General features: G+C 63.7%; 14 protein-coding genes and 1 tRNA gene. 2 read left to right on the top strand and 13 right to left on the bottom strand.

All coding sequences use genetic code 11. The features are described 5' to 3' along the window. Nucleotides 1-107: 107 nt before the first annotated feature. The 7 genes from E8E78_RS12040 to leuC form a co-directional block, all read right to left on the bottom strand. The gene (locus tag E8E78_RS12040; RefSeq protein ID WP_280313656.1) at nt 108-2,861 is read right to left on the bottom strand and encodes a FimV/HubP family polar landmark protein; all 2,754 of its coding nucleotides are present in this window, start codon (nt 2,859-2,861) and stop codon (nt 108-110) included. 71 nt (nt 2,862-2,932) lie between these two features. Beyond that, complete coding sequence (locus tag E8E78_RS12035) at nt 2,933-3,937, bottom strand: aspartate-semialdehyde dehydrogenase (protein WP_049272861.1); 1,005 nt, start codon at nt 3,935-3,937, stop codon at nt 2,933-2,935. Nucleotides 3,938-4,188: 251 nt separating this feature from the next. Further along, a complete protein-coding gene (gene asd / locus E8E78_RS12030; RefSeq protein ID WP_019473016.1) occupies nt 4,189-5,301 on the bottom strand; it encodes an aspartate-semialdehyde dehydrogenase in 1,113 nt (370 codons plus the stop codon). 63 nt (nt 5,302-5,364) lie between these two features. Next, nucleotides 5,365-6,447, bottom strand: coding sequence for a 3-isopropylmalate dehydrogenase (gene leuB, locus E8E78_RS12025; protein WP_013971603.1), 1,083 nt, complete (start codon nt 6,445-6,447; stop codon nt 5,365-5,367). 54 nt (nt 6,448-6,501) lie between these two features. Then, on the bottom strand, nt 6,502-7,266 hold the full coding sequence (locus tag E8E78_RS12020; protein WP_016500868.1) for a class I SAM-dependent methyltransferase: 765 nt from the start codon (nt 7,264-7,266) through the stop codon (nt 6,502-6,504). A 118-nt stretch (nt 7,267-7,384) separates the two neighbouring features. Next, on the bottom strand, nt 7,385-8,029 hold the full coding sequence (gene leuD / locus E8E78_RS12015) for a 3-isopropylmalate dehydratase small subunit (RefSeq protein ID WP_016500869.1): 645 nt from the start codon (nt 8,027-8,029) through the stop codon (nt 7,385-7,387). Beyond that, nucleotides 8,026-9,459 (bottom strand): 3-isopropylmalate dehydratase large subunit, encoded by a 1,434-nt coding sequence (gene leuC / locus E8E78_RS12010; protein ID WP_016500870.1) that lies wholly within the window; start codon nt 9,457-9,459, stop codon nt 8,026-8,028. The genes leuD and leuC overlap by 4 nt, the downstream gene beginning before the upstream one ends. Before the next feature lie 131 nt (nt 9,460-9,590). On the opposite strand from leuC, the gene E8E78_RS12005 reads away from it, so the two are divergent. Continuing rightward, the gene (locus E8E78_RS12005) at nt 9,591-10,469 is read left to right on the top strand and encodes a LysR family transcriptional regulator (protein WP_236197693.1); all 879 of its coding nucleotides are present in this window, start codon (nt 9,591-9,593) and stop codon (nt 10,467-10,469) included. Between the two features lie 61 nt (nt 10,470-10,530). Next, nucleotides 10,531-13,827: a PAS domain S-box protein gene (locus E8E78_RS12000; RefSeq protein ID WP_059395457.1), complete on the top strand. Its 3,297-nt coding sequence runs from the start codon at nt 10,531-10,533 to the stop codon at nt 13,825-13,827. A 61-nt stretch (nt 13,828-13,888) separates the two neighbouring features. Here E8E78_RS12000 and E8E78_RS11995 read toward each other — a convergent pair whose 3' ends face one another. From E8E78_RS11995 to E8E78_RS11970, 6 genes are all read right to left on the bottom strand, one after another. After that, entirely contained in the window at nt 13,889-14,332 is a 444-nt protein-coding gene (locus E8E78_RS11995) for an Hsp20 family protein (RefSeq protein WP_059395458.1), read from the bottom strand. Between the two features lie 215 nt (nt 14,333-14,547). After that, nucleotides 14,548-15,519, bottom strand: coding sequence for a tRNA-dihydrouridine synthase (locus E8E78_RS11990; protein WP_197863685.1), 972 nt, complete (start codon nt 15,517-15,519; stop codon nt 14,548-14,550). A 50-nt stretch (nt 15,520-15,569) separates the two neighbouring features. Further along, complete coding sequence (locus E8E78_RS11985) at nt 15,570-16,004, bottom strand: thioesterase family protein (protein WP_049274399.1); 435 nt, start codon at nt 16,002-16,004, stop codon at nt 15,570-15,572. A 185-nt stretch (nt 16,005-16,189) separates the two neighbouring features. Continuing rightward, on the bottom strand, nt 16,190-17,023 hold the full coding sequence (locus E8E78_RS11980; protein ID WP_016500876.1) for an alpha/beta fold hydrolase: 834 nt from the start codon (nt 17,021-17,023) through the stop codon (nt 16,190-16,192). 15 nt (nt 17,024-17,038) lie between these two features. Next, nucleotides 17,039-17,578, bottom strand: a complete 540-nt coding sequence (locus tag E8E78_RS11975) for a TetR/AcrR family transcriptional regulator (RefSeq protein WP_016500877.1) — start codon at nt 17,576-17,578, stop codon at nt 17,039-17,041. Between the two features lie 171 nt (nt 17,579-17,749). Next, a tRNA-Glu gene (locus tag E8E78_RS11970) sits at nt 17,750-17,825 on the bottom strand. Between the last annotated feature and the right edge of the window lie 105 nt (nt 17,826-17,930).

The raw sequence follows: 17,930 nt of genomic DNA, 5'->3' as shown, positions 1-17,930 counted from the left end.
GGCGTCTTCGCGGGCGCGCCCGCTCCCACAGGTTACTCACAAGGTCGAAGACTTGTGGAGACCCTGTGGGAGCGGGCAAGCCCGCGAAGAGGCCTGCCCTGCTTGCATCAGACCAGGCGAGAGAGCATGTCCTCGGCTTCCTGGCGCTGGGTGTCGTCGCCGTCCTTGACCACTTCATCAAGGATGTCGCGCGCGCCCTGGTTGTCGCCCATGTCGATATAGGCGCGGGCCAGGTCAAGCTTGGTGGCTACTTCGTCACTGCCGGAGAAGAAGTCGAAGTCCAGGTCGTCCAAAGGCTCGGGCTCAGGCTGCGCTACCGCGTCCTCGCTGGTGAAGTGTGGCTCCAGCGATGGCGATTCGAGGCTCTGCGACAGCTTGTCCAGCTCGGCGTTGACGTCGTCCAGCTCCGAGGCAAAGCTTTTGGCGGCCGGCGAATCGTCGTCCAGCGACAGCGACAGGTCGAAGTCCGACGGCATGTCGAACTCGGAAACCGGGTCAAACTCCGGCACGCTGTCGAAGGCAGCCAGTTCGGCGGCGATGTCCACGGGGGCCTCTTCGACTGCTTGCGGGGCGGCCGGGGCAACCGGCTCAGTAACATCGAGGTCGAAATCGGACAGGTCCACGGCAGGCTGTGGCTCTGCCTGGGCCAGCATGGCTTCGAAATCAGCGTCGGCGTCGGCTTGCAGTTCGGCATCCACGGCAAACGGCTGCTCTTCTGGCTGAACCTCTTCCAACGCTGGCTCATCCAGCACAGGCTCGGCAATTACCAGCTCGTCGGGTACAGGTTCCTGTGCCGCCGGCTCGTCCAGCAACGGCGCTGCCAGCGGATCTTCTTCCGGCAGGTCTTCACCCAGGCTCAGGTCAAAGTCGCTGTCCAGGTCCGGTTCATCCACGCCCGGTGCATCAAGGGTTGGCACTTCTTCGAAGGCATCCAGCTCGGCTTCAGGCTCTGCTTGCGCCAAAACCTCCGGCTCAGCGTCCGCCTCTGGCTCGAACTCAGGCACCTCGTCAGGCACCACATCGGCAACCACCGGCGCCTCAGGCTCGTCGTGCAGCAGCTCCTGCACGTACTGCTCATCCATTTCGGCAGCCAGTGCCGCCGCACCCAGCCCGGCAGCAGCCAGACCAAGCATGGCTGGGTAACGTTCTTTTAGCCCGGCAACCTGGGCAGTGTTCTGCTCGCTGGCCGGCAGCTTGCGCTCCTGTTCGGCGAACGCGCTCTGGTCACCTTGGCGGGCGTACACATCCATCAGTTTCAGGCGCAGGTCGTCACGCTCTGGCGCGGCGGCCACAGCGGGCTCCAGCAGTTCGGTGGCGCGGTTCAGACGGCCCTCGACCAGGCATTGATCGACTTCGGCCAACAGCGCGGCGTGCGGGTCTGCGTACGGCTCGATCTCGAGTTCTGCCTCGGCGGCTGGCGCTGCCATTTTCTCCGCAGCGACAGCAGCGGCAGCCGAAGCTGCGACCACAGCTGGCGACAGGGTCACGCTCGGCTCCGAGACCTCGACGCCGTCGAGGCTCTCGGTATCGGTGTCAAAACCTGGGGCTTGCTCTTCTTCCAGCGCCCGCGCCATGCGCAGGTGCTTTTCAGCTTCTTGCTGGGCCTTGCGTTTGCGCGCCAGCAACCACAGCAGCAACGCCAGCACCAGGATGCTGGAGCCGGCAATCAGCCAAAGCAGCCAGGGGTTGCCCAAGATCTGGTCGAGTGCACTGCCCGGCTGGCTGGCTGGCGCTTGATTGGCGGCTGACTCCGGCTCTGGCGCGGTATCGACCGCAGCTGGTGCAGGCTCGACCGCGGGCTGAGCGGCTGCCGCCGGCTGGGCCGGAGCAGCACCAGCCACCGCCGGGGCGGTTGCACCCTGGGCTTCAAGGCGCGCCAGCTGGTCATTCTTCAGCTCGATCAGACGCTGCAGCTTGTCCAGCTGGCTCTGCAGGTCGGTCATGCGGCTTTTCAGTTCGTCGTTGTCACGGCGGCTGGTGTCCAGGCTTTCCTGGGCAACGGCCAGCTTGTCGTTGAGTGCCTTGGCCTGGCCGGCACCGGTCTGGTTACCCGGGCTTACCAGGCGCAGGTTGTCACCCTGGGCGATGCGCGCCGGGGCAGCTTCGGCGGCGCCACGGCGGGTAGCGTCGAGCTGGCGGGCACGCGGGCCCAGGCGGCGGCCTTCACGCCAGGCGGCATACTGTTCGGCCACCTCGCTGTTTGCCTCGCCCTGGGCAATGTTCTGGATCTGCTGCTGGTCGGGCAGGCGCAGTACCTGGCCAACTTTCAGCTGGTTGATGTTGTTGCCGATGAAGGCGTCGGGGTTCAGCGCCTGGATCGCGATCATGGTCTGCTGGATCGAGCCACCCTGGGTGTTGCGCGCAGCAATCTGCCACAGGGTGTCGCGGCGCTGGGTGGTGTAGCTGCTGGCACCGGTTGTGGCCGGTGTGACATTGCCTGCTGCTGGCTTATCGCCCTGGGCCTTGGCCTGGTCGAGCAGCACGCTGTAGTCGCGCAGCAGGCGGCCCTGCGGCCACATCACCTGGACCAGGAACTTGACCACTGGCCCCGGCAGCGGCTGGCTGGAGGTAACCCGCAGCACGCTCTTGCCGTTGGGGTTGATCACCGGTGTGAAGGTCAGGTCTTCGAGGTAGGTCGGAAACGCCACCCCGGCCTTGCTGAACTCTTCCGGTGGCGCCAGGCTTGGCGCCACTTCGGCGGCCTTGAGGTCGCGCACGTCGAGCAATTCGATCTCGGCGTCCAGCGGCTGATTCTGTGCCGACTTCAGGGTCAGCTCCCCCAGGCCCAGCGCATTCGCCATGCCAGACGACAGCGCGGATGCTGCAGCCATGGCCAGAACCAGTTTGCGAATTCGAAGCATGACCTCTTCCCTTGTATGAATCGTCCCGAAACCTGCAAGCAGAGCAGGACAAAAGTGCTCGCCAGTATCTTTTACGGCATCTGTTTAATCAACAATTGTGCCACTTGCACGGCGTTGAGCGCGGCGCCTTTGCGCACGTTGTCGGTGGTCAGCCAGAGGTTGAGCTGCTGGTCTTCATCAACACCGTGACGTACACGACCAACATAGACCACGTCTTGGCCCACTGCGTCACCGACCGGGGTCGGATAATCATCACGTTCCACCAGCTCGACACTATCAGCTGCCTCCAGTGCCTGGTTGACCGCTGCCAGGTCGACCGGGCGACGGCTCTGCACGGCCACACTGAAGCTATCGCCGAAAAACACCGGGACTTGAACGCAGCTCACGGAAATCTTCAATTCAGGCATGCCCAGCAGCACGCGCAACTCGCTGACCAGGCGGCGCTCCGGCGCTGTATGGCCTTGCTCATCGGCAGCCCCCACCTGGGCCAGCAGGTTGAATGCCACCTGGCGGTCGAAGAAACGCGGCTCCAGTGGCCGGGCATTGAGCAGTTCGGCCGTTTGCCGGGCCAGTTCGCTTACCGCTTCGCGGCCTTGCGCAGACACCGCCAGCGACGCCATCACCTGCACCCGCTCAATGTCCAGCAGGCCCTTGAGCGGTGCCAGCGCGACCGCCACGGCAACCGCGGCCGAGCATGGGCTGACGATGCGCGCCGGCAGCGTCAGGCCGGCCAGGCGCTCTGCGTTGGCTTCTGGCACCAGGGCCAGGGCGTCGTCCAGGCCACCAGACAGGTCGATGACCGTGCAGCCCGCCTGCAGCGCCTTGCTGGCAAAGCTGCGGCTGACTGCGGCGCCAGTGGCGAAGAAGGCCAGCTTGACCTGAGCAAAGTCGAAGCTGTCGACTTCACGCACCTTGAGCTTCTTGCCGGCGAACATCACGCTGCTGCCCGCCGACTCCATGCTGGCCAGCAGGTGCAATGTGCCGACCGGGAACGCCAGTTCTTCGAGGATCTGCACCAAGGCTTCACCGACGCTGCCGGTGGCGCCGACGACGGCGATGTCCAAAGGGTGTGTCATGGTAGGGATCCTCTTGCAGAAAACGGCGGGGGCGGCACTTTACTCGGATTGTAGGAGTTTGTCTGTGCTGGCCGTATCTTCATCGCTGTGGGTTGCGTGAGGGCTAGCGGGGATGGCTTGGGATTTGCGGTATTTGTGATATCGAGCGCCGCCCGCGCGGCGCTCGATCTAACAGGCGCTGAAACCCTCACCCCCGAACACAAAAAAACCCGCGCTGTCGCCAGCGCGGGTTCTTAGTCAAAGCTGAACGATCAACGCTCCAGCAGAATCCGCAGCATGCGGCGCAGCGGTTCGGCAGCGCCCCACAGCAGCTGGTCACCCACGGTGAAAGCGCCCAGGTACTGCGAGCCCATGTTCAGCTTGCGCAGGCGGCCAACCGGGATGTTCAGGGTGCCGGTGACCTTGGTTGGGGTCAGTTCCTGCATGCTGATTTCACGCTGGTTCGGCACAAGTTTCACCCAAGGGTTGTGCTGGCTGATCATGCCTTCGATGTCGGCGATCGGCACATCCTTGTTCAGCTTGATGGTCAGCGCCTGGCTGTGGCAACGCATGGCGCCGATGCGCACGCAGATGCCGTCGACCGGAATCGGGCTCTTGAAGCGGCCGAGGATCTTGTTGGTCTCGGCCTGGGCCTTCCACTCTTCACGGCTCTGGCCGTTCGGCAGTTCCTTGTCGATCCACGGGATCAGGCTGCCCGCCAGTGGCACCCCAAAGTTCTCGGTCGGGAAGGCTTCGCTGCGCATGGCCTCGGCAACCTTGCGGTCGATGTCAAGGATGGCGCTGGCGGGGTTGGCCAGGTCGTCGGCAACGGCGGCGTGGGTGGCACCCATCTGCTTGATCAGCTCGCGCATGTTCTGCGCGCCGGCACCCGAGGCTGCCTGGTAGGTCATGGCGCTCATCCACTCGACCAGGCCGGCTTCGAACAGGCCACCCAGGCCCATCAGCATCAGGCTGACGGTGCAGTTGCCGCCGATGTAGTTCTTGGTACCGGCGTCCAGCTGCTGGTCGATGACCTTGCGGTTGACCGGGTCGAGGACGATCACGGCGTCATCCTGCATACGCAGGGACGAGGCAGCATCGATCCAGTAACCCTGCCAGCCGGCTTCACGCAGCTTGGGGAAGACCTCGTTGGTATAGTCGCCGCCCTGGCAGGTCAGGATAACGTCGAGGGTCTTGAGTTCTTCAATCGAATACGCGTCCTTGAGCGGCGCTGTATCCTTGCCCACGTTCGGGCCTTGGCCACCCACGTTGGAAGTAGTGAAGAACACCGGCTCGATAAGGTCGAAATCCTGCTCCTCCAGCATCCGCTGCATGAGCACGGAACCGACCATACCGCGCCAACCGATCAGACCTACACGTTTCATCGCAACTACACCTTTGCTAAAAGTGGGCCGCCACCGGGAATTTTGGGTGGCGGGCCAGAGAGATTACAGATTCCGCAGTGCTGCGACTACTGCGTCGCCCATTTCCTGCGTACCAACTTTACGGCAGCCTTCAGAGAAGATGTCGCCGGTGCGAAGGCCCTGGTCCAGAACCAGGCTGACGGCCTTCTCGATCGCCTCGGCAGCAGCCGACTGATTGAAGCTGTAACGCAGCATCATCGACACCGACAGGATGGTCGCCAGCGGGTTGGCGATGCCAAGGCCGGCGATGTCCGGCGCCGAGCCGTGGCACGGCTCATACATGCCCTTGTTGTCGGCATCCAGCGATGCAGAAGGCAGCATGCCGATGGAACCGGTCAGCATGGAAGCTTCATCCGACAGAATGTCACCGAACATGTTGTCGGTCACCATCACGTCGAACTGCTTGGGTGCACGTACCAGCTGCATGGCAGCGTTGTCGACGTACATGTGGCTCAGTTCGACATCCGGGTAGTCCTTGGCCACGTCTTCGACCACTTCACGCCACAGCTGGCTGGACGCCAGGACGTTGGCCTTGTCCACCGAGCACAGCTTCTTGCCGCGCACGCGGGCCATGTCGAAGCCGACACGGGCAATGCGGCGCACTTCGCTTTCGCTGTACGGCAGGGTGTCGTAGGCTTGGCGCTCGCCGCCTTCCAGCTCGCGCTGGCCACGCGGGGCACCGAAGTAGATGCCACCGGTCAGCTCACGGACGATGAGGATGTCCAGGCCCGAAACGATTTCCGGCTTCAGCGACGAGGCATCGGCCAGTTGCGGGTAGAGGATGGCCGGGCGCAGGTTGGCGAACAGGCCCAGTTGCGAACGGATTTTCAGCAGGCCGCGCTCCGGGCGGATGTCACGCTCGATCTTGTCCCACTTCGGGCCACCCACGGCGCCCAGCAGCACGGCATCGGCCTTGCGCGCACGCTCGAGGGTTTCGTCGGCCAGCGGCACGCCGTGCTTGTCGATGGCCGCGCCACCGATCACGTCGTGCTCCAGGCTGAAGCCGAGCTGGAACTTGTCGTTGGCCAGTTCCAGCACCTTGACCGCTTCGGCCATGATTTCCGGGCCGATACCGTCACCTGGGAGAATCAGAATCTGCTTGCTCATGCTTTCCTCTATCCATTCACGCGGTGCGGCCAGACGGGCCCCACCGAAAAGTGCTTAACGCTCGGCCCACAACACCAGCACATCGGTGCTGAACGAGCCATCGGCCTCGATTTGGTAATACTGCCGTACTTCTTCACCCATGGCTTGCTGCAATTGGCGGATGGCCACGCGCATCGGCTCGGGGGTGCGCATGCGCTCGACCCAGCTGGTGAACTCCAGGCGCAGCGGCTGGCGCGTGTGGCTGCGCACATGCAGGCCGGCTTCGCTGACCTGGCGCTGCCATTCGGCGGCGGAGTAATCGCGCACATGGCTGGTGTCGCGCAGCACTTCGACCGTTTGCAGGTAGGTGTCGAGCAGCGGGCTGCCCGGCGACATCACATCGATGAACGCTGCCACACCGCCTGGCTTGAGCACCCGGCGTACTTCGCGCAGGGCCAGGCCCAGGTCGCTCCAGTGGTGGGCCGAGTAGCGGCTGAAAACGAAGTCGAACGTGGCATCGGCGAACGGCAGGCGTTCGGCGGCGCCGCGCTCGGTGGTGATATTGGCCAGGCCGCGATCGGCGGCGGCGCTGGCGACCACGTCGAGCATGGATTGCGAAAGGTCGTAGGCGACCACCTCGGCAACCAGCGGGGCGACGTGGAAACTGACATGACCGGCACCGCAGCCCAGGTCCAGCACGCGGGCATGCGCCTGCCCCGCCAGCTCGGCCTGCAACAGGGCGAATTCACTGCCCTGGGCGTGCACGGCGCTGCTGAGGTAGGCGCTGGCCTGTTCGCCGAACTGGCGCTGGACCACGTCGGTGTGTTGGGTGCTGGTCATGTCTCGTTCCTTTAGATTTTTGTTGCCTGTGCCGGCCTCTTCGCGGGTAAACCCGCTCCTACAGCGACCGCGTAACTTTCTGTAGGAGCGAAGAGGCCCGTACTGTCACCTACGAACTTCAGGCATCACGGAACAGCCAAGGCTGGCTGGCGCGGTGCTTGCCTTCGAAGGCCTTGATCGCATCGCTGTCCTGCAGGGTCAGGCCGATATCGTCCAGGCCGTTGAGCAGGCAGTGTTTGCGGAACGCATCGATCTCGAAGTGCAGCACCTTGCCATCCGGGCGGGTCACCGCCTGCGCTTGCAGGTCGACGGTCAGCTGGTAGCCCGGGTTGGCTTCAACCTGCTTGAACAGCTCGTCGACTTCCTCATCGCTGAGAATGATCGGCAGCAAGCCGTTCTTGAAGCTGTTATTGAAGAAGATGTCGGCAAAGCTTGGCGCAATGATGCTGCGGAAGCCGTACTCGTCCAGCGCCCACGGGGCGTGCTCACGGCTGGAGCCGCAACCGAAGTTCTCCCGCGCCAGCAACACGCTGGCCCCCTGGTAGCGTTCGTGGTTGAGCACGAAATCCTGGTTGACCGGGCGCTTGCTGTTGTCTTGGTACGGCTGGCCCACGTCCAGGTAACGCCATTCGTCGAACAGATTGGGGCCAAAGCCTGTGCGCTTGATCGACTTCAAGAACTGCTTGGGGATGATCTGGTCGGTGTCGACGTTGGCACGGTCCAACGGGGCGACGAGGCCAGTGTGCTGGGTAAAGGCTTTCATGCTGCGCTCCCTTGGATCAACTCGCGGACATCGATGAAGTGGCCGGTCACCGCGGCAGCGGCCGCCATGGCCGGGCTGACCAGGTGGGTACGGCCACCGGCGCCCTGACGGCCTTCGAAGTTGCGGTTGGAGGTGGACGCACAGTGCTCGCCGCTCTCCAGGCGGTCCGGGTTCATCGCCAGGCACATCGAACAGCCTGGCTCACGCCATTCGAAACCGGCTTCGACAAAGATCTTGTCCAGGCCTTCGCGCTCGGCCTGGGCCTTGACCAGGCCCGAGCCCGGCACGACGATGGCTTGCTTGACGGTAGCGGCTACCTTGCGGCCCTTGGCGATTTCGGCCGCGGCGCGCAGGTCTTCGATACGCGAGTTGGTGCACGAGCCGATGAACACGCGGTCCAGCTGGATATCGGTGATCGCCTGGTTGGCGGTCAGGCCCATGTACTTCAAGGCACGCTCGATCGAACCACGCTTGACCAGGTCGGCTTCGGCAGCCGGGTCCGGCACGCGCTGGTCGACGGCCAACACCATCTCGGGCGAGGTGCCCCAGCTGACTTGTGGCTTGATCTGGCTGGCATCCAGCTCGACCACGGTGTCGAACACGGCATCGTCATCCGACACCAGGTCTTTCCACGACTCGACCGCTTGCTTCCACTGCTCGCCCTTCGGCGCATACGGGCGGCCTTCAACATAGGCAACGGTGGTGGCGTCAGTGGCCACCAGGCCCACACGGGCACCGGCCTCGATGGACATGTTGCAGATGGTCATGCGGCCTTCCATCGACAATTCGCGGATGGCGCTGCCGGCGAACTCCATGGCGTGGCCGTTGCCACCGGCGGTGCCGATCTTGCCGATCACGGCCAGGACGATGTCCTTGGCGGTAACGCCGGCAGGCAATTGGCCTTCCACGCGCACCAGCATGTTCTTCATCTTCTTGGCGACCAGGCACTGCGTGGCGAGCACGTGCTCAACCTCGGAAGTGCCAATGCCGTGGGCCAAGGCACCGAAGGCGCCATGGGTAGAGGTGTGCGAGTCGCCGCAGACCACGGTCATGCCAGGCAAGGTGGCCCCCTGCTCCGGGCTGATGACGTGGACGATGCCCTGGCGTTCGTCATTCATCTTGAATTCGACGATGCCGTACTCGTCACAGTTTTCGTCAAGGGTCTGCACCTGCAGGCGCGACACCTGGTCGACGATGGCCTCGATACCGCCCTTGCGCTCTGGCGTGGTCGGCACGTTGTGGTCGGGGGTGGCGATGTTGGTGTCGATGCGCCACGGTTTGCGGTTGGCCAGGCGCAGGCCTTCGAAGGCCTGGGGCGACGTCACTTCGTGGATGATGTGGCGGTCGATGTAGATCAAGGACGAGCCGTCATCACGGCGCTTGACCTCATGGGCTTCCCAGAGTTTGTCGTAGAGCGTTTTGCCAGCCATCAGACTGTTCCTCATCAGCGTCTTTCTATGCCAAAGACCCCTTGGCTTGTACGGACGATGCTAGGGGGTTAGATTGAATAACTCAAATTCATAATTTTTATACTTTGGATAACCCAAAGGAATACGACTACATGGACCTGGCCAACCTCAGTGCCTTTATCGCCATTGCCGAAACCGGCAGCTTTTCCGGGGCCGCCGAACGGCTGTTCCTGACCCAGCCGGCCATCAGCAAACGCATCGCCGGGCTGGAGCAGCAACTGGGGGTGCGCCTGTTCGACCGCCTGGGCCGCGAGGTGACTTTGACCGAGGCCGGGCGCGCCCTGCTGCCACGGGCCTACCAGATCCTCAATGTCCTTGATGATACCCGACGCGCCCTGACCAATCTGACCGGGGCCGTGAGCGGTCGTCTGACCCTGGCCACCAGCCACCACATCGGCCTGCATCGCCTGCCGCCACTGCTGCGGGCGTTCACCCGCCAGTACCCGGCCGTGGCGCTGGATATTCAGTTTCTGGATTCGGAACAGGCCTACGACGAAATTCTGCATGGCCGCGCCGAAATTGCCGTGATCACCCTGGCGCCCGCCCCGCATCACCTGGTCAAAGCCGTGCCGGTGTGGGACGACGCCCTGGACTTCGTCGCCGCGCCCGAGCACCCGCTGGCCAACAACCATGAGGTCAGCCTGGCGGATGTCGCCCGCCACCCGGCGGTATTCCCTGGCGGCAACACCTTTACCCACCATATTGTCCAGCGCCTGTTCGAAAGCCAGGGCCTGACGCCGAACATCGCCATGAGCACCAACTACCTGGAAACCATCAAGATGATGGTATCGATCGGCCTGGCCTGGAGCGTATTGCCGCGCACCATGCTCGACGAACAGGTTGCACCCATCGCCTTGCCGGGCATACAGCTGTCGCGCCAGCTAGGCTACATTCTGCATACGGAGCGAACGCTATCGAACGCGGCCAGGGCATTCATGGCCCTGCTCGACAGCCACGCAGGGCCCGCCTGACCGGCCGTCAGCCCGGTACTTCCAATTCAAGGACGCGTCATACGCCAAAGGTCTGGTACCGATGCCCAAATCAGCAAACCGCTTTTTGCGCCTGCCGCGTATCCCAGCGGCCGATCCCCAAGAGTCGGAACAGGCCTGGCAAAACGCCCCACAACTGCTGGCCGCCCTCAACGGTGCGCGCCTAGGGGCTTGGCTGTGGGATATCGAAAGCGGCCGGGTCAGCTGGTCACGGGGCACCCAGGCCCTGTTCGGCTTCGACCCGCAGCGGCCGTTGCCCGCCGATGTCGACTACCTCGACCTGCTGCCCGAGGAAGACCGCGCACGCACCCGCCAGGTGTTCCAGGCGGTGTTCAACGGCGAGCCGGTGGAACAGGCCATGCGTCACCGTATTCGCTGGCCGGACGGTAGCCTGCACTGGCTGGAGATCAACGGCAGCCTGACCCACGACCAGCATGGCCGGCCACAAATGATCGGAGTGATCCGCGAAATCACCCGCCAGCGCGAACGGGAAACAGCGCTGATCAATTCGGAAAAGCGCTTCGCCACCCTGTTCCACCTCAGCCCCAACGCCATTCTTCTCACCCGCCGCCACGACGGCATGATCTTCGAGGTCAACCAGCACTTCGAAGACATGTTCGGCTGGCCCGGCAGCCAGGTAATAGGCAAGACCAGCCTGGAGCTGGGCCTGTGGGTCAACCCCGAACAGCGCCACCAGGTGATGGAGTCGACCCGCGCCAGCGGCGGCCCGCTGATCATGGAGGTGCAGTTCCGCGCCACCAGCGGCAAGGTGCATGACGGCATCCTCTGCACGCAGGGCATCGAACTGGAGGGCGTCACCTTCCTGATCAGCACCTTTGTCGACACCACCGAACGCAAGCGCGCCGAACAGGCCCTGAAGGACAGCCAGGAGCGCCTGGACCTGGCCCTGGACTCGGCGCAGCTGGGCACCTGGGACTGGCACATCCCCAGCGGCATGCTCTACGGCTCGGCCCGCGCCGCGCAACTGCACGGCCTGCCGCCCACCCCTTTTCACGAATCGTTCGATGCGTTTTTCGAGGGGGTGCCAGAGCAGGAACGCAACTCGATGCGCCAGGCCTACCGCAGCCTGCGCGAAGGGCCCGCCGGCAACTACCAGATCACCTACCGGGTGCAGCTGGAAAGCGGCATTTCGCGTTACATCGAAAGCCGTGCACGGCTGTACCGCGACGAGCAGGGCAACCCGCTGCGCATGGCCGGCACCCTGCTCGACATCACCGACCAGGTAGAGCGCGAGCAGCGCCTGAGCGCCTCGGAAGAGAAGTTCGCCAGCCTGTTCCAGGTCAGCCCCGACCCGATCTGCGTGACCCGCCAGGACACCGGCCAGTTCATCGAGATCAACCCGGCGTTCAGCCAGACCTTTGGCTGGGACAGCGGCCAGGTGATCGGCCGCACCGCCGAGGAAATCGGCCTGTGGGCCGAGTCCATCGAGCGTGCGCAACGTATCGAGCGGGTAATCCGCGAACAGGCCTTGAGCAACGTCGCCGTGGTGGTCAACCACCGCAACGGCGCGCCGTTGACCTGCGTGATCTCCAGCCGCCTGATCACCGTTGACGACCAGCCCTGCAGCGTTACCACCCTGCGCGACATCACCCAGCAGCAACGCGCCGAGGCGGCGCTCAAATCCAGCGAAGAGAAGTTTGCCAAGGCCTTCCACTCCAGCCCCGACGCCATCACCATCACCGAACGCCACAGCGGCCGTTACCTGGAAATCAACGACGGCTTCTGCCGCCTGACCGGCTACAGCGCCGCCGATGTGGTCGGCCACACGGTGTACGAAATCGGTATCTGGGCCGACGACAAGCAGCGCAGCGCGTTGCTGGCCGAATTGCGCGACCGCGGCCGGGTGCATCACCGGGAAATGCTCGGCCGTAACAAGCGCGGCGATATCCTCACCGTTGAAGTCTCTGTCGAGCCGATCACCCTCAACGAAGTCGACTGCCTGCTATTGACTGCCCGCGACGTCAGCCAGCTGAAGAACGCCCAGGCGCAGATCCGCCACCTGGCCTATCACGACCCGTTGACCAACCTGCCCAACCGCGCCCTGCTGATGGACCGCCTGAGCCAGCAGATCGCCCTGCTCAAGCGCCATAACCTGCGCGGCGCCCTATTGTTCCTCGACCTCGACCACTTCAAGCACATCAACGACTCACTGGGCCACCCGGTGGGCGACACGGTGCTGAAGATCATCACCGCCCGCCTGGAAGCCAGTGTGCGCCTGGAGGACACCGTGGCCCGCCTGGGTGGCGACGAGTTCGTGGTACTGCTCAGCGGCCTGGAGGGCAGCCGTGAGCTGGTGGAGGCAAAAGTCCGTGAACTGGCCGACACCCTGCGTGAACTGCTGGCCGAACCGATGTCGCTGGATGGCCAGCGCCTGCAGGTAACGCCCAGCATCGGCGTGGCACTGATCCCCGACCACGGCACCACCCCGGCCGATCTGCTCAAGCGTGCCGATATCGCCCTGTACCGGGCCAAGGACTCCGGGCGCAACACCACCCAGCTGTTCCACACCACCATGCAGAAAGCTGCCAGCGAGCGCCTGCGCATGGAAAACGACCTGCGCCTTGCCCTGGCCCGTGGCGAACTGGCGCTGCACTTCCAGCCGCAGGTGGATGCCCGCGACAACCGTATCGTCGGCGCCGAGGTGCTGCTGCGCTGGCACCACCCGCAACTGGGCCAGCAGCCGCCCGCACAGTTCATTCAGGTGCTGGAGGAAAGCGGCCTGATCCTGGAAGTTGGCAGCTGGATCCTGGATGAAGCCTGCGATGCTTGCGCACGCATGCTGACCGACGGCCTGATCGATGCGGATGATTTCAGCCTGTGCGTGAACATCAGCCCGCGACAGTTCCGCCAGAACAACTTTGTCGAGCGCGTGCTGCGCAGCCTGGACGATTACCGGCTGCCTCGGCACATGCTCAAGCTGGAGATCACCGAAGGCATCGTCATCCAGAACCTGGAAGACACCATCAGCAAGATGCGCGAACTGAAGCGTTACGGGGTAAGTTTCGCCATGGATGACTTTGGCACTGGCTATTCGTCGCTGACTTACCTCAAGCGCCTGCCGGTCGATGCGCTGAAGATCGACCAGACCTTCGTGCGCGATGCACCGATCGACCCCAACGACGCCGAAATCGTCCGCGCCATTGTCGCCATGGCCCGCAGCCTGGACCTGGCAGTGATTGCCGAGGGGGTGGAGCTGACCGAGCAACTTGAGTTTCTCGAACAGCTGGGCTGTCACCTGTACCAGGGTTACCTGCACAGCCGGCCGTTGCCGTTGCCGGAGTTTCGCAAACTGTTGCTGGAGGCGCCGGCAGACTACTGAAGCAGATGCAGCCGAGCACAAAAAAGGGCACCCGAGGGTGCCCTTCTTCATTGCAGCGTGATCAGTTCAGCGCTGGCTTGTCGCCATTGATCGGGATGCGCTTGGCCTTGGCTTCTTCAGGCACGATGCGCAGCAGGTCGATGCTGAGCAGGCCGTTGGCCAGGCCGGCGGCTTTCACTTCGATATGGTCGGCCAAGCGGAACGACAGCTTGAAGGCGCGTTGCGCGATACCCTGATGCAGGTAGGTCACTTCAGTGGCGCTATTGTCGCGCTTGCCACCGGTTACGGTCAGGACACCTTTCTCGACCTGCAGGTCGAGGTCCTGCTCCTGGAAACCGGCTGCGGCAACCACAATGCGGTAGTGGTCCTCGCCATGCTTTTCCACGTTGTAGGGCGGGTAGCTGCTACCGGCCTCATTACGTGCCGCGGATTCGAACAGGTCGTTGAAACGGTCGAAACCAACGGAATGGCGGAACAGTGGAGCAAGAGAGAAAGCGGTAGTCATGGTCATAAACTCCTGAGATTCAGCAAGTAAGTCATTACGCGACCCGACTTCGGCATCGCGTACTCAAGAGATATGGCCATGGGAAAAGCTTTCAAGGGGAGATTTAAAAAAATCTTCTTTTTCGCACTGGGTCTGATGGCCTCTTCGCGGGTAAACCCGCTCCTACAGGGCTGTGCATTACCTGTGGGAGCGGGTTCACCCGCGAAGAGGTCGGTTCAGGCAACACAAGCCTCGAATGGAGCCGCCTCAACCCCCAACAACCGGCTGATCCGCGCGCAGTCATCTTCCCGGCGCAACTCGGCAAACAACACCACCGCTTCGGGGTAACTGCGGGTCAGCATCGCCAACCACTGCTTCATCCGCCCCGGCGCATAGCGCGGTGACAGTTTGGCTTGGGCCTGACGCCAGAACTCGCGTAGCAACGGCAGCAGGTCATCCCAGCTCATCGGCTGATAGTCGCGCCCGTCACGCGCGGCGGCAATCTGCAGGCCCAGGTCAGGGCGCGATACCAGCCCTCGGCCCAGCATGATGTCTTCGGCCCCACTGACCTCGCGGCAGCGGCGCCAGTCATCGACGGTCCAGATCTCGCCATTGGCGAACACCGGTACCTTGACCACATCCTGCACCCGCGCCACCCACTCCCAATGCGCCGGCGGCTTGTAGCCTTCGACCTTGGTCCGCGCATGCACCACCAGGTGCGCCGAGCCGCCCTCTGCCAGGGCCGTGGCACACTCCAGCGCGCCGTCCGGGCTGTCGAAGCCCAGGCGCATCTTCGAGGTTACCGGGATATGCGCCGGCACCGCGCGGCGCACCTCACGCACGATGGCGTGCAGCAACTCCGGCTCTTTGAGCAGCACGGCACCACCCCGTGACTTGTTCACGGTCTTGGCCGGGCAGCCAAAGTTCAGGTCGATCACGGGCGCACCCAGCTCACAGGCCAGCGCCGCGTTTTCCGCCAGGCATACCGGGTCCGAACCCAGCAACTGCACGCGCATGGGCACCCCGGCGGCCGTGCGCGCCCCCTGGCGCAACTCGGGCGCCAGCTTGTCGAACGAGGACGCCGGCAGCAGGCGGTCGCACACGCGAATGAACTCGGTGACGCACCAGTCGATACCGCCCACGCGGGTCAATACGTCGCGCAGGATGTTGTCAACCAGCCCCTCCATGGGGGCCAGGGCAATTTGCATGTCGGGGTCTCGGCGGAAAAGCCGGCAGTCTAACAAAAATTGCCGGCGATTCAGGCGCCGATCAGCGCCGGACCGTAACCTTCGACGAATTCCGCCGGCATGCGCTTGGGCTTGCCACTGGACAGCTCGATGCAGGCAAAGGTGGTTTGCGCGCGCAGCAGGGTTACGCCGTCACGCGGGCGCTTGAGCTGGAAGCGCCGGGTCATGCGCAGGCGCTGGTCCCAGTCGATGATCCAGGTGGCCAGTTGCAGTTCGTCGTCTTCATAGGCGGCTGCCAGGTAGTCGATTTCGTGGCGCACCACAGCCATCGCCCGGTTCAGGCGCCGATACTCGGCCAGGTCCAGGCCTAACCGCTGGGAGTGACGCCAGGCGCACCGCTCCAGCCAGGTGACGTACACCGCGTTGTTTGCGTGGCCGAGGCCGTCGATGTCCTCGCTGCCGACGCGCAGGTCGATGACGAAGGGTGTTGCCAGGTCCCAGCTCATGTTCGCTTCCTTGGCAAAAAAGACGATTTAGCAGCGACCTGCAGGGCAATGTCCAGCCCCTGCGCAAGATTTACCGGCCTCATCGCCGGCAAGCCAACTCCCACAAAAACGGCGCAGGATTCCAGGCTTGCGCCATACCTGTGGGAGCTGGCTTGCCGGCGATGAGGCCAGCACAGGCAACACCATCAGGCGGTTTGTCGCGCTCGCACGTCAGCCCGGGCCAGCAATTCGAGCACGGCCTCACCCAGCCGCGGATCGGACAGCACCCGCTGGTGGCCGCCCTGCTCCAGCAGCATCAGGCGGCTGTCGAACCAGGCCTTGTGAATAACCTGTGCTTCATCGGCGGCCACCAGGGCATCATCGGCGGCATGCACCACCAACCCCGGAAGCTCCAGCTGGTAACCGGTAACATCCAGCCGCGCGATCTGCATGCCCACATCTCGCTCTACCTGGCGAATGAACGCCGCCCGCGCACGCGCCGGCATCCCCAGATGATGAGCAAAACCGCGCAGCACGCCCAGCAGCCGCGCCGGGGCAGCAATACTGACTGCTGCCTCTGTGCGCAGCCCCATCTGCAAAGCCAGCAATACACTGGCACCGCCCATGGAGTGGCCAATCACCGCCCGCAGCGGTGGCAGCTCGGCAGCGGCCTCCAGCAGCGCCCGGGCGAACAGCACCACATTGGCCTGTTCACCAGGCGAGCGGCCATGGCCCGGCCCCTCCAGCGACACCACCGTGTGCCCGGCCTGGACCAAGGTTTCGATCAAGGCGGCAAACTGGGTCGGGCGCCCTTCCCAACCATGCATCAGCAGCACCGTCGGCCCCTTCCCCCAGCGCAAGGCAGACAACCCGAAGCGCAGGGTGATGCGCTCGGCGTTGGCCAGTACGGGCAGCTCCCAATCCCGAGGCGGCAGATTGCGCGGGGTCATGAAGGCACGGCGCATCTTGCCCGCGACATGCTCGGGGGCCAGGCGGCCCAGGGTGCCATTGACACCACGAATCCAGCTCAGGGTAGTCATCGCCATGCTCCAGGGTTAAAGCACCGCCGATTTGGCGGCGCGCAGAATACGGTCAGACAGCTCGCTGGTGCCCAAGGCCCGGGCCAGGGCAAGGCCACCGACCATGAGCGCCAGGTCGGCCAGGGCCTTGTCGGCATCTTCAGGGCGGTCGACCATGGCTGCAGTCATCAGCTCGATGTGCTCGGCCAATACCTCGCGGAAAACCTCCGGAAGGCGCTGCATCTCGCCCAGCGAGTTGGGCAGCGGGCAAGCATGCACCTCGGCATCCCGGTGTTTGCGCGACAGGTAGAAGGCACTGGCGAGCGCCCGGCGGCCCGCCCCATCGAGGTTGGGATCGATCTGGGCGAGCAAGGCGCGGCGCTCACCCAACAGCTGGCGGAAGGCTTCGAGCATCAGCTCGTCCTTGCTGTCGAAGTGGGCATAGAAACCGCCGACGGTCAGCCCTGCTGCGCCCATTACTTGGCTGACGCTGGGCTCGGCCGGGCCGTGCTGGATCAGCGCGCTGCGTGCCGCTTCCAGGATGCGCTCGCGGGTTCTGCTCTTCTTGTCGGTCATCGGGCATTCGCCATTCAAAATATGATGATCGAAATATTATCGATATCATATTTTTTGGCAAGCGAAATTTCACGCCGCTTGTCAGCCGCACAATTTTCGGAAGGGAAAAAAACAAAAGGCTCATTCAATAAGCGAATGAGCCTTTAAAGTCCCGCAAAACGCGGGTAAATATGGCGTCCCCTAGGGGACTCGAACCCCTGTTACCGCCGTGAAAGGGCGGTGTCCTAGGCCACTAGACGAAGGGGACGTAACCTTCGCAAAGATTCACTTGCGTGAACCCTGGCAGAAATGGTGGAGCTAAGCGGGATCGAACCGCTGACCTCCTGCATGCCATGCAGGCGCTCTCCCAGCT

The sequence above is a fragment of the Pseudomonas sp. BN505 genome, assembly GCF_029873175.1.
GTDB lineage: Bacteria > Pseudomonadota > Gammaproteobacteria > Pseudomonadales > Pseudomonadaceae > Aquipseudomonas > Aquipseudomonas putida.
Note: the sequence above shows the minus strand (reverse complement) of the source record. Positions and strands in the feature narration are given on the sequence as shown.